This window comes from Pseudomonas sp. NFPP24 (assembly GCF_900112095.1).
In the GTDB taxonomy this organism is placed as follows: Bacteria; Pseudomonadota; Gammaproteobacteria; order Pseudomonadales; family Pseudomonadaceae; genus Aquipseudomonas; species Aquipseudomonas extremorientalis.
This window is the reverse complement of record NZ_FOKD01000020.1, coordinates 16,640-28,696: the sequence shown is the minus strand read 5'-3', so window position 1 is coordinate 28,696 and position 12,057 is coordinate 16,640. Positions and strand designations below refer to the sequence as shown.

The window sequence follows — 12,057 nt, the reverse complement described above, 5'->3', positions numbered from 1 at the left end:
CCGCGGTCATGCAAGCGTTCCCCTCCCAACGTTCACCCCTCAAGCGCGCCATGCAGGCCGCCTTGCTTGGCGCCTGCCTGAGCAGTGCCCTGCCCCTGGCCGTGATGGCCGATACACCGTCCAGCGACACCCAGGCCCGTGACTGGAACATCGCGGCCGGCGCCCTCGCCGCTGCATTGGATCAGTTCGCACGCCAGGCCGGTATCAGCCTGTCCTACGACGCCACCAGCGTCGCCGGCAAGACAAGCCCGGGCTTGAGCGGCCGCCTTGATCCTCAGCAAGCGCTTGAGCAATTGCTGCGCGGCCAGGGCCTTGAAGCCCAACGCCAGGGCAACAGCACCTGGATGCTATTGCCGCAAGTGGCCGATACCGGCTCGCTGAGCCTGGGCGCTACCCTTATCAACGGCGAACGCCTGGGTGTCACCACCGAGGGCACCGGGTCATACACCACCGGTGCAGTCACCATCGGCAAGGGCGAACACAGCCTGCGGGAAACCCCGCAATCGGTGAGCGTGATGACCCGCCAATTCATGGACGACCAGAACGTCACCACCATCGACGACGTAATGGAGCGCACGCCCGGCATCACTTCCTACGAGTCGCCCATGGGCGGCAAGTATTTCTACTCCCGTGGTTTCAAGATGCTCGGCCAGTACCAGTACGACGGCGTGCCCCTGGACATGGGCAAGGACTACGTCCAGGCCGACAGCTTCAGTGCGAACATGGCGATTTATGACCGCGTGGAAGTGCTCAAGGGCGCCGCCGGCATGCTCAAGGGGGCCGGCACCGCCAGCGGCGCGGTGAACTTTGTGCGCAAACGGCCACAGGCCAAGCCCACCACCAGCCTGTCGCTGTCGGCCGGCACCTGGGACAACTACCGCGCCGATCTCGACACCGGCGGCCCGCTGAATGACAGCGGCACGCTGCGTGGCCGCGCTGCCGTGAGCCAGCAGGATCGCGGGTCCTACATGGACATCGCCAAGCGCAAGGACCAGGCGTTCTACGGTGCGCTGGATTTTGACCTCACACCTGACACGACCCTGGGCGTCGGCGCCAGCTACGAGGATGTCGATGCCTCCCCGTGCTGGGGTGGCCTGCCGCGCTACGCCGACGGCAAAAGCGCCAACCTCAGCCGCTCGACCTGCCTTGGCCAATCCTGGAACGACTGGCAAAGCCGGCGTGCCACGTTCTTTGCCGACGTCACCCACCACTTCAACGATGACTGGAAACTCAAGGTCTCGGCAGTGCACAGCCGCAACCTGCAAGACACCAAATACGCCGCCAGCGAAGGCACCATCAACTACGGCGACCCGACGCCGACGGCCAACTCCTATGCAGCGCTGATGGACTACGACCACAGGGACTACGGCCTCGATGCCTATATCGACGGCAAGTTCGAAGCCTTCGGCCTGGAACACGAAGTGATCCTCGGCGCCAACGGCAGCCGCGGAACCCAGGACGACGTCTATGCAATCCAGAACCTGCCCAGACGCCAGAGCATCTACCAGCCAGACCACCACTTCCCGGAACCGGCCAACAGCACCTTCTGGCCGAACATGTACCGTGGCGGCACGGTCAAGGAAACCGCCACCCAATACGGTACTTATGCCACCTTGCGCCTGCGCCTGGCCGAGCCGTTGATGTTCATCGTCGGCAGTCGCGTGAGCTGGTACGACAACCGTCGCGAGTCCTATAACCTGGGCTGGGGCGAGTGGTCCCTGCAAGATGCGCACACCAAGGAAACCGGCGAGGTCACGCCGTTCGCCGCACTGATCTACGACCTCAATGAGCACCTCTCGGTGTACGCCAGCTACGCTGATATCTTCCAGCCGCAGAGTGCCTACGCTACGGCCGATGGCGCGGCGCTCAAACCGAAAATCGGCGACAACTACGAGCTGGGTATCAAGGGCGAATGGTTCGATGGGCGCCTCAACAGCTCCCTGGCATTGTTCCGTGCCATCGAGAAAAACGGCGCCGAAACCGACTACAACAGCTTCTGCCCGACCTCTGCCGATGGCTATTGCTACACCGATAAAGGCAAGGTGCGCGCCCAAGGCGTGGAGGCCGAAATCAGCGGTGAAGTGCTCGAGCGCCTGCAACTGTTCGGCGGCTACACCTACACCCAGACCAAATCCCTGAACACCATTGACAGCACAAAAGAAGGCGGCGTCTCCAACACCTATGTGCCTCGGCACATGCTGCGCGTGTGGGGTGACTACCAGCTCGATGGCGCACTGTCGAAATGGAGCGTGGGCACCGGAGTCAACGCCCAGAGCAGCAACTACCGCGTGCAAACCATCAAATTGGAACAGGCCGGTTACGCCACCTGGAACGCGCGCGTGGCGTATCGCCTCGATGACACCTGGACCGTGGCGCTCAACGGCAACAACTTGTTCGATAAAAGTTATTACAATACGGTCGGCACCGCCTCTTGGGGCAACTTCTACGGTGAACCGCGCAATTTTACCGTCAGTTTGAAAGGCAACTTCTGATCCGGTGAAAGCCCCGGTGGCAGGGTACTTAGTGCGCCCTGCCCCTCCCTCTTTGTCCCCTTTTCCTACCTCGCATTGAAAAAGGTTTTTCCTTTAAGCAGGAAAAATCTGACATTTGTTCCTACACTCAAAAACACACCCAATCACCGAGTGTTCGGACAAGGAACGTCAATAAAATGCCTAAGAAAAAGCCAGTTAACCTGTCTAACACGCCACCTCCGCACCATCGTCAATTCATTGACTGAACACATACCAAAGGAACACTCCTTTAGTCACTACCCCGCAAAACCCACTCAAATGGATAGCTGCATTTGGAATGGCTAGTTGCGTATTACCCAGCGTAGTCGTTCGACCCTAGTTCTGAAGCCAGTCACCGCTTATTGAACAAACCGTCGAACAGTGAAGCCTGGAGTGCAATGAGGGATGTTTGTATGCGAGAGAAGTCGTCCGTCGACAGCCTGTTCTTAACGCGCGCCGGTTTTGTTGAGTTCTTTGTTGTTTTCGTCAAGTTGGTCCATGGCCTGACGGCCATTCTGCCCCCCATGGTCCTGGTGCTCTTGCTCGACCCGATGGCCCCTGAGCTGCGCGCCCACTTCCTGGGCCTGCTGGTATTTTTCGCGGTCCTCACCATTATTTTGTTCCAGGCGCTGGGCATCTATTCCGAAGAACTGTTCAGCAATCGCCTGCGCCTGAAAACCAAGATCAAGGCCTGGTCGGCGGCGTTCTGCATCCTGCTGTTCATGTACCAGATCCTGCAAATGTTCCCGCAGTTGACCCCGCGCAACCTGGTGACCTGGTACGTCGCCAGCCTGGCGCTGTTCTGCCTGGAGCGCCTGCTGATGCTGCGCCTGTATCGCAAGCTGATGCGTGCCGGCAAATTCCTGCAACGCACGGTGATCCTGGGTTTTACCGACACCGCCGTACACGTTGCCGATCACCTGCTGCGCAACGGTGACATCCGCTCCGGCCTGGTCGGGTTCATCGACGACCGCACCGAACGCATTCCCAAGGAACTGAGCAACCTGCCCCTGCTGGGCAACACCCGCGACCTGGAAAAGCTGATCCGCGCCGAGCAGGTCAACCAGGTGATGATCTGCCTGCCCTGGGCCGCCGAGCAGCGCATCCATGGTTTGGTCAACCGCCTGCGGCAGCTGTCGGTGAACGTGATGCTGGTACCAGACATGGCCGCCCTGCGTTACGGCCACAGCAAGATTACCGATGTGGGCGGCATCCTGATGTTCAACACCTCGCAATTGCCGTTGCGCGGCTGGTCGCCGGTAATCAAGCGCTGCGAGGACTTGCTGCTGGCCAGCCTGGCGCTGGTATGCCTGTCACCAGTGATGCTGATGACGGCGATTGCGATCAAGCTCGATTCCAAAGGCCCGGTGCTGTTCCGCCAGAACCGCTATGGCTACAACGACAACGAAATCCGCGTGTTCAAGTTCCGCTCGATGTACACCGACCAGAGCGACTTCACCGCGGAACGCCAGACCACCCGCGAAGACCCGCGCATCACCCGCGTCGGCCGCGTCATCCGCAAGACCAGCATCGACGAGCTACCGCAACTGTTCAACGTGCTGCTGGGCAACATGTCCATGGTCGGCCCGCGCCCGCATGCCACTGCGACCAAGGCTGCGGGCATTCCCTTCGAAGTGGCGGTGAGCGAATACAGCTCGCGGCACCGGGTCAAGCCGGGCATCACCGGCTGGGCGCAGATCAACGGCTACCGGGGTGAGACCGACACCCTGTTCAAGATCCAGAAACGGGTCGAATACGACTTGGAGTACATCTCCAAGTGGTCGGTGTGGTTCGACTTGTACATCGTTTTCATGACGGTCCCAGCCGTCCTTTCCACCAAGGAAGTCTATTGATGAACACACTCAACGGATTGATTCCCTGCATTATTTCCGGTGGTTCGGGCACGCGGCTGTGGCCGGTGTCCCGGCAGAACATGCCCAAGCCGTTCATGCGCATGCGCGACGGCCAGAGCCTGCTGCAGAAAACCTTCCAGCGCGCGGCCAAGCTGCCGGGTGTGGAAAGCGTGCTGACAGTGACCAACCGCGACCTGCTGTTCCGCACCCTGGATGACTACCGCCTGGTCAACAAGGCCCATCTGCCCCTGGACCTGCTGCTGGAGCCGTTCGGCCGCAACACGGCGGCAGCGATTGCCGTGGCGGCGTTGCATGTGCAGGAGCATTTCGGCGGTGACGCGCAGTTGCTGGTGATGCCCGCCGACCATCTGATCCTCAATGAAGTGGCGTTCGCCGAGGCCGTGCCCCAGGCCCGCGACCTGGCCGAAGCGGGCTACCTGGTGACCTTCGGCATTCAGCCGGATCATCCGGAAACCGGCTTTGGCTACATCGAACAGGGCGAGGCGCTGGGCACCGGCCATCGGGTCAAGCGCTTCGTGGAAAAACCCGACCTGGCCACCGCCCAAGGCTACCTCGACGGCGGCAAACACCTGTGGAACGCCGGCATGTTCTGCTTCAAGGCCAGCGCCCTGGTGGACGAACTCGCCGCCCATGCACCGGACGTACTGGACGCTGCCCGCGCCGCGCTGGAGCACAGCCAAAGCCTGCAGAACAAGACCTCACGCCAGCGTGAGCTGGACGCGGACGCCTTCGGCAGCGCGCCGGATGTGTCCATCGACGTGGCGCTGATGGAGAAATCCAGGCAAGTCGCCGTGGTGCCCTGCGACATCGGCTGGAGCGACATCGGCTCGTGGGAAGCCCTGCGCCAGCTCACCCCCAGCGACGCCCATGGCAACCAGGTCAACGGCGAAGCGATTCTGCACGACGTGCACAACTGCTACATCGACTCGCCCAAGCGCGTACTCGGCGCCGTGGGCGTGCGCGACCTGATCATCGTCGACACCCCCGACGCCCTGCTGATCGCCGACGCCCAGCGCAGCCAGGACGTGCGCTACATCGTCGCCGAGCTCAAGCGCCAGAACCACCCGGCGTACAGCCTGCACCGCACCGTCACCCGGCCATGGGGCACCTACACCGTGCTGGAGGAAAGCAGCCGCTTCAAGATCAAGCGCATCGTGGTCAAGCCCCAGGCGTCGCTGTCGTTGCAGATGCACCACCACCGCAGCGAACACTGGGTGGTGGTCAGCGGTGCGGCGCAGATCACCAACGGCGAGCGCGAATTCCTGATCAACGCCAACGAGTCCACCTACATCCCCGCCGGGCACAAGCACCGCCTGACCAACCCCGGCATCATCGACCTGGTGATGATCGAGGTGCAGAGCGGCGAGTACCTGGGCGAGGACGACATCGTGCGTTTCGACGACATCTACGGGCGCGCGCCCGCAGAAGTGAAGAAATGACATGCTCACCTCACTGATCATCCCGACCCGTAACGCTTCCAGCCATCTGGGCCGCCTGCTGCCGGCGCTGAAGATGCAAACCCTGCAACCCGACGAGATGCTGGTGGTGGACAGCGCCTCCAACGATGACACTGTGGCGCGCTTTCGCGAATTCGGGGCGCGGGTCGAGGTGATCGACGCGCGTGACTTCAACCACGGCGGCACCCGGCGCTGGGCCAGTGGGCAGGTGAGCGGCGACGCGCTGATCGTGATGACCCAGGATGCGATCCCCGCCACCCCGGAAACCTTCGCCAACCTGCTCGCCGAATTGCAGCAGGACCCGCTCAACGGCGTGGCCTACGGTCGTCAGTTGCCGCACCCCGATGCCGGAGTACTGGGTGCGCAATCGCGGCACTTCAACTACCCGGAGCAAAGCCGCAGCAAGAGCCTGGCCGATGCGCCGGAGCTGGGGATCAAGACCTGCTTCAGTTCCGACTCGTTTTCCGTCTACCGGCGCAGCGTGCTGGAGGCGGTGGGCGGTTTCCCGGCGGATGTGATCGGCAGCGAGGACGCCTATGTGGCGGCGCGCATGCTGCTCGAAGGCTACAAGGTGCGCTACGCCGCCACGGCGCTGGTGCATCACTCGCACGATTACAAGCTCATGGATGAGTTTCACCGCTACTTCGATATCGGCGTGTTCTACGGCCGCGAACCGTGGATCAAGCAGGCCTTTGGCGATGCCGGTAGCGAAGGCAAACGCTACGTGCTGGCTGAACTGGCGGCCTTGCGCAAGGCCGGTGCCTTGCACCGTGTTCCCGAAGTACTGGTGCGCAGCGCGTTCAAACTGCTCGGCTACCGGCTGGGCCATCTGGAGCGCCGCCTCCCCCTCGCCCTCAAGCGGCGCATCAGCATGTTTCCCGGTTATTGGAGGTGAGCATCATGACCCACAGGAAGTCCCCCTTGATGAAACGAACCCTGCTCGTCGTGGCCATGGTGGCCCTGGCCGCCTGCAATACGCCGGCACGCATCGTCCCGCCCGACAGTGACACCGTCGAGGCCGGCAAACGCGCCCTCGACCAGCTGGCACAATTGCCGCCGGCGGTGGAGCGCATCCGCATCGGCGACCAGTTGCGCATCGTCCGTGATGCCGGCGAGATGCCGACACTGTCGGCGTTCAACGTCAGCACCATCTATGAGCTGACGCTGTACACGGTGCAGACCGACGGCAAGATCAACTACCCGTTCCTGGGGCCGGTGCAGGTCGCCGGTCGCCAGCCGTCGGAGCTGGCCACGGAGTTGACCGGCAAACTCGCGCCCATCTACCGCGAACCGCGTGTGACGGTGAACATCAACCAGGCGCCGAGCGGCTCGATCATCGTCGGCGGCGCGGTGAACAACCCGACGGCGGTGCAGATCGCCACGGCCAACACCCTGGAACAAGCCATCATCGGTGCCGGCGGGGTCAGCCCGGCAGGCAACGCCAGCATGGTCGCCCTGCTGCGCGAAGACGCCCAGGGTGCCTATCGCGCGTACTTCCTGGATTTCAGCCAGTTGCTCAAGACCGGTCCCAACGGACGCAAACCCGTGCGCCTGCAACGCGGCGATGTGGTATTCGTGCCCAAGTCCAACGTGGGCGAACGCATCCAGGGGGTGGATACCTACATGAACCAACTGATCCCGTTCACCAAGTCGATCGGGGTTGGCTACAACTACACCCGAACCAGCGGCGGCAACAACTAAAGGAGCGACATCCCAATGATCGAGATCCGTTCTTTTCGTGATCTTCTGCGCTTGTTCTTCATCTTCCGGCATGAGTTCAAGCTGGCGGCGATTGCCGCGCTGGTGATCATCCTGCTGGGAGCGTTCCTGCTGCCGGCCAAGTACGAGTCCACCGCGCGCCTGTTGGTCAAGCCAGGGCGTGATTCGACCTTGCCCATCGAGATCAGCAACCGCCAGGCGCTGGTAATGCCCAGCACCCAACGCGACCCGATTGTCGACGAAGAGCGCCTGCTCACCGGCCGGCCGATCGTACGCGCGGTGGCCGAGCATTACCTGGAAGTGATTGAAAACGCGCCGCCGCCGGAAGGTTTCTGGAAGCGCACCAAGTACTACGTCAAGAGCGGCGTGGGCGCGGTGTTCGATGGCCTGCGCGTAGTGCTTGAAACCGTCGGTATCGTGGAGAAAACCACGCCGGTGGAACGCCTGGCCGCCAGCCTGGAGAAAAACTTCGAGGTCAGCCACGCCGTCGGTTCCACGGTGATGGACATCAGCTTCAAGTGGGGTGACCCCGAGATCGCCCAGGCGGTGGTCAAGGATTGGGTCGAGACCTACATCAACGAGCGTACCGAGGCCCTGGGGCGCAAAAGCCTGTACGCGTTCTACGAAGGCCAGGTAGCCAACAGTGCCACCGAGATCAAGAGCTACAAGGAGCAGATCCTCACGCACCTGAACCAGATCGGCGCGGCGAGCATCACCGACCGCCTGGAGGATTTGTCCGAGCGCATCAACGTGCTGCGCGGTGAGACCTTCAACACGACGCGGTTGATCGCCTCGTCCGACAGCGCGATCCAGAGCACGCGCACCCAGCTCAAGGGCCAACCCAAGGAAGTCACCACCGTACGCCAGATCGCCCTGAACCCGCAGCAGCAGGATTTGCGTCGCCTGCTCAACCAGAAGCTGCTGGAAAAGGCCGACATGATGCGCACCTATACCGACAATGCGCCGCCGGTCAAAGCCCTGGACGCGTCGATCCGGGCCATGCAGATGCAGGTCAACAGCGAGAGCAACACGGTGCAAGCCTCGGAGAACCGTGCGCCGAACACCCTGGAAATTCACTTGCAGCGCGTGTTGCTGGATGAAACCAGCAACAACGTGGCGCTGCGTACTCAGTTGGTGCAACAACAGAAACAACTGTTGAACCTGGAAGAGCAACGCAAGCAAGCCCTGGAGATCGAGCCGGAGCTGGCTCGCCTTTCCCGCGAGCTGAACACCACCGAGCGCAACTACGCGCTGTACGTGGATAACCTGGAAAAATCGCGCATCGACCGTGAGCTGGACAATAGCCAGATCAGCAACATCGCCGTGATCGAAGAAGCCACCCTGAACCCGGGCCGCATCTTCCCGAAAACCCTGGTGATGCTGGTGTTGGCGATTCCGTTCGCCATCGTGGTCGGCCTGCTGGTGATCTACCTGTGCTACCTGCTCGACCAGCGGATTCACGACGGTGGCCTGGTGGAGCGCAAGTTCGGCCTGCCGCTGTGGACCACCCTGCCGGAGCTGGACACCTCCACCGCGCAAAGCACCAACGCGTTCAATGCGAGCATCTACCGTTTGTACAGCCTGCTGCAGCCCGAGCGCATTGCCGAACAGGGCGTGACCCTGGGCCTGACCTCGGCGCGTCACGGCGAAGGGGTGACCTTTGTGGTTGAGCAACTGCGCCAATTGCTCAGTGAAAACGGCATCAACGTGCGCGTCGGCGGGCCGCACGCTGCTGCGCCGGGTGAAGTGGTGCTGCTGGATGCCTCGGCCCTGCTGGACAACCGCGAGGCGTTCGTCGATCTGCGTCGCGCCGACCTGATCGGGCTGGTGGTGGAAGCGCGCAAAAGTACCGTGCCGGTGGTGGAGCATGCGTTGTCGATCCTCAACACCGCGTTCGGCAAGGTGGACGGCATTATCATCAACCGTCGCAAGTTTGAAGTGCCGGGCAAAGTGCTGCGCACCATCGGCAAGTACCGGGGAGCGTTCTGATGCGAATCGCCCTGCTCGCCCCCTTGCCGCCGGAGAAAAACGGGATCGCCGACTACGCGAACCATTTTCGCACGGCCTTGGAACACCTTGGTGTGACGGTGCTGACGCCGTTGGCCGGGGTGGCGGGCAACTCCGGAGCGATCAAACAGGCCATCGACGCGTTCGACTGGCAGGCCGTCGACCTGGTACACGCCGAACTGGGCGGCGGGCGCCTGGGGGAATTCCTGGCCTTGCGTGAATTGCGCAAGGCTTACCCCCAGTTGCCGCTGACCGCCACGGTGCATGACCCGGAACGCATCGTGTGGCGCCGCGAGCACCTGCCGTTCCCCTTGAACCTGATGGAAAGGTTGCCCAGCCCACTGCCGCAGGCAGCCGTGGTGCTGGCCGACCCGCTGACCCTGCGCGAAGAGCGCCAGGTCGCCAAGGGGCTGACCCGGCTGGTGACCCTCACCCGCCTGGGCGCCGACTGCCTGAGCCAGCGCATGCACCTGCCGGCCGGCAAAGTTGCGGTGATCAACCATGCCAATCTGCCGATCCCGGCGGCACCAATACCGCCCCTCGCCACGCTGCGCCTGCTGTATTTCGGGTTTATCTACCGAGGCAAAGGCATCGAAGACCTGGTGCAGGCACTGGCGGATGTGTTCAAGCAAGCCCCCGAATTGCGCGACCGCGTGCGCCTGACACTGGCGGGCGGCACCGCCGCGGAAATGGCGTTTGGCGCAGGCGGTAACTACCTGGAGCAGTTGAACGCACAGATCGCGGCGCTGGACCTGACCGACGCCATCGACTGGCGCCTGAACCTGCCGGCGGATGACATCGCCCAGACCATCCAGGCGCACCACGTGATGGTGCTGCCCTACCGTGAATCGAAAAAACTCGGCCTGCTGGGGCGCCAGCGTGGCACCAGTGGCGCACTGTCCTGGGCCACCGCCTGCGGGCGCGGCGCGATCACCTCCGACGCCCGCGCGTTTGCCGAGGAAGTCGCCAGCGGCAACGGCGCGATCTACCCCGAGGGTGATGTAGCCGCGCTCGGCGAACAGCTGCTGCGCCTGGCGCGTACGCCGCTGCTGGCCCGGGATTGGGCCGAACGGGCCGGCGAAATCGGCCGTGAGCGCGTGTGGCCGTTGACCGCGCGGAAATTCAAGCAGCTCTTCGAGCAGGCCATCACCGGAGCCCCCTATGGCGCGTAAACGCACCTACCTGGCCACCCTCGCGGTGGTCGCCGCCCTGGGCCTGACCGCATTCTTGTGGGGACGCCAGGCGGATGCCGAAAGCCATGTGCTCAAGGGCAGCAAGGAGGTGGTCTGGAAGGACTTCCTGGGGGTGAATGCGCAGTTCTTGTGGTTCAGCCCCGAGCGCTACCAGAAGCAGATCGACCGCCTCAAGGCCCTGGGCCTGGAGTGGGTGCGCCTGGATCTGCATTGGGATCAGCTGGAAACCGCGCAGAACCAATACAAGCTCGCCACCCTCGACGAGTTGGTGGGCAAGCTGCAGCAGAACCAGATCAAGTCGGTGTTTTACCTGGTGGGGTCGGCGCGTTTTATCAGCAGCGCCCCGCCGCTGTCGATGTACCCGGACCAGTACCCGCCGAAAGACCCCAATGTGTTTGCCAACCGCATGGCTCTGCTGTCGCAGCGCTACCCCAGCGTCGAGGCCTGGCAAGTCTGGAACGAACCGAACCTGCTCGGCTTCTGGCGCCCGGCGGCAGACCCTGCCGGGTACGCGAATCTGTTGACCGTCACCACCAACGCCTTGCGCGCAGTGAACCCGAGCAAACCGGTGGTGGCCGCCGGCATGGCGTTCTTCAGCGAAATGCCCAGTGGCCAGACCATGTTCGACGCCCTGGGCGCACTCGGCGTGGCCAGCCTGAATACAGTGATCTCCTACCACCCCTATACCCAATTGCCCGAAGGCAACGACCCGGCCAACCTGGACTTCATCGCCAAGACCACCCAGCTCAACCAGGCCCTGCGCCATGGCGGCGTGAACACGCTGTGGAGCACCGAGTGGGGCTGGTCAACCTACAAGGGGCCAAAAGACGCCCAGGACATCATCACCCTCCAGGCCCAGGCCGACTACGTGGTCCGCCGCCTGGCGCTGATGAGTGCGATGGATTTCGACAAGATCTTCCTGTTCACCTTGAGCGACCTCGACCAGCGCGCCAGCGTGCGTGACCGCTCCTACGGCTTGCTGGATATCGACACCAACCCCAAGCCCGTCTACACAGCCTTGAAGAACTTCCTCGACGTCAGTGGGCCGACGCTCACGCCGGGCGATCCGCCGGTTGCCGACCAGTTGCCCGACGGCCTGTTCAGCATCGGATGGACCCGCGCCGACGGGCGCAAGCTGTGGTTCTTCTGGTCGGCCCAGGGCGGCAACGCCCACTTGCCGGGCCTGGCCAGCGCCACCCTGTACGACCCGCTGCGCGGCACACAAACCCCGGTAAGCGGCACCAGCGGCCTGACCGTGCCGGTCAAGTCGAACCTGCAAATTCTGTTATGGGACTGA

The 12,057-nt window shown here is 62.9% G+C and carries 8 protein-coding genes; all 8 read left to right on the top strand.

Going from position 1 to position 12,057, the window contains the following annotated elements:
• Positions 1-8 precede the first annotated feature (8 nt).
• Entirely contained in the window at positions 9-2,492 is a 2,484-nt protein-coding gene (locus BM026_RS27955; protein ID WP_093127061.1) for a TonB-dependent siderophore receptor, read from the top strand.
• Between the two features lie 431 nt (positions 2,493-2,923).
• A complete protein-coding gene (locus tag BM026_RS27950; RefSeq protein ID WP_092249543.1) occupies positions 2,924-4,363 on the top strand; it encodes an undecaprenyl-phosphate glucose phosphotransferase in 1,440 nt (479 codons plus the stop codon).
• Entirely contained in the window at positions 4,363-5,823 is a 1,461-nt protein-coding gene (locus BM026_RS27945) for a mannose-1-phosphate guanylyltransferase/mannose-6-phosphate isomerase (protein WP_093530813.1), read from the top strand. Before BM026_RS27950 ends, BM026_RS27945 begins: the two co-directional genes overlap by 1 nt.
• A 1-nt stretch (position 5,824) precedes the next feature.
• Positions 5,825-6,736: a glycosyltransferase family 2 protein gene (locus BM026_RS27940; RefSeq protein WP_092249537.1), complete on the top strand. Its 912-nt coding sequence runs from the start codon at positions 5,825-5,827 to the stop codon at positions 6,734-6,736.
• A gap of 29 nt (positions 6,737-6,765) precedes the next feature.
• A complete protein-coding gene (locus BM026_RS27935; protein WP_071489726.1) occupies positions 6,766-7,542 on the top strand; it encodes a polysaccharide biosynthesis/export family protein in 777 nt (258 codons plus the stop codon).
• A 15-nt stretch (positions 7,543-7,557) separates the two neighbouring features.
• Positions 7,558-9,549 carry a GumC family protein gene (locus BM026_RS27930; protein WP_071489727.1) on the top strand — a complete coding sequence of 664 codons (1,992 nt, stop codon included), beginning with the start codon at positions 7,558-7,560 and terminating at the stop codon, positions 9,547-9,549.
• Positions 9,549-10,739 carry a glycosyltransferase gene (locus BM026_RS27925; RefSeq protein ID WP_093513823.1) on the top strand — a complete coding sequence of 397 codons (1,191 nt, stop codon included), beginning with the start codon at positions 9,549-9,551 and terminating at the stop codon, positions 10,737-10,739. Before BM026_RS27930 ends, BM026_RS27925 begins: the two co-directional genes overlap by 1 nt.
• Positions 10,729-12,057: a GH39 family glycosyl hydrolase gene (locus tag BM026_RS27920; protein ID WP_071489729.1), complete on the top strand. Its 1,329-nt coding sequence runs from the start codon at positions 10,729-10,731 to the stop codon at positions 12,055-12,057. Before BM026_RS27925 ends, BM026_RS27920 begins: the two co-directional genes overlap by 11 nt.